We start from the raw sequence: 1,073 nt of genomic DNA on the forward strand, positions 1-1,073 counted from the left end.
GTTCAAGAAACGTGAAAAAACGAAAATTTTGGAGGTGCGGCTTATAGAATAGCTCGTTCACCTGCCCGCCTATAAAATTGGCTTTTCTGTTTTCCGATTGTTGAGTTTCATCCAACCGGCGTAAAAACAACAGATAGGTGAATTGTTCGATAACGGTCAGCGGATTACTGACGCCCCCTGTCCAGAATGTTTCCCATATTTTATCGACTTGGCTTTTCAGTTCACCGGTGACCATTTTATGACTTTTTATAATTGTAAAATTCAGGGGCCTGATTCTCCCCGATTGAACCCCGGCTGACAAGCTTGAGAACTTTCTTCATGCCAACCGGTTTTGGCTGAGCGTCAATGCTTGTCTGAGCTTGCGAATGTTAAATAAATATCAACAGGTCGACTCAGATTCTGATCTATTGATTCCGGATAATGATGAATGCTTTATGCAAAGCAACTGTGATCGATTCAAAGCTGTTTCAGAATTTAGCAATCTAAGCGTTTACGATTGTAATACCTCGACAACATTTTCAATTTGAATAGAAGATACTTTTGTTTTATTCAGGATAACCCCGCCCGGAAGATAAGTAATAGGGCAACTGGCTCAGGCTATTTGGCGTAAGCAACTTGTCAGGACGAACAGCTGTAATAGGATAAGCCACCGACCTCAAAGTATTCTGTTGGCTTCAGCCGGTAGTATTTCGCTTCTGCCTCTTTGGATTGTTCGTCGTATGGGTTGGTCATGATTTCTTGCAGCTCCCGAAGTAGAGCATAGTCCCCCGCCATCGCTTGCTGATAAGCGGGTACAACGAACCACTCTCGCCAACTGTATTTTGGGTTGACCCGTTTCATTTGGCTTGAAAGCTCCTCACTTGAAGTCGTGTGGTCCTTAAAGATAAGTGCTTTCCATTTATCGAGCCACTCTGACCAGCGATTATTCATCTCTTTGGGGGCTTTGTTATACGTCGGGTTCTGGTAAAAGCTTTTTTTGAGTGGACCAATATCGTCAGGCACTGTTGAGAGTTCTCGAAAGAAAATGGTGTAATCCACAGATGTATGCATCATCAGCGATGCAAGCTCGCCAA

The 1,073-nt window shown here is 43.5% G+C and carries 2 protein-coding genes; both read right to left on the minus strand.

Translation table 11 applies throughout. From position 1 onward, the window contains the following. Nucleotides 1-235 (minus strand): type I restriction-modification system subunit M N-terminal domain-containing protein (locus B3O33_RS07835; RefSeq protein ID WP_292363347.1); only part of this gene is annotated, 235 nt, incomplete at its 3' end. A gap of 383 nt (nucleotides 236-618) precedes the next feature. Further along, nucleotides 619-1,073: protein adenylyltransferase SelO family protein (locus B3O33_RS07840; protein ID WP_292363348.1), on the minus strand; the 455-nt coding region annotated here is incomplete at its 5' end.

It is taken from the genome of Methylophaga sp. UBA1464 (genome assembly GCF_002325665.1).
GTDB lineage: Bacteria > Pseudomonadota > Gammaproteobacteria > Nitrosococcales > Methylophagaceae > Methylophaga.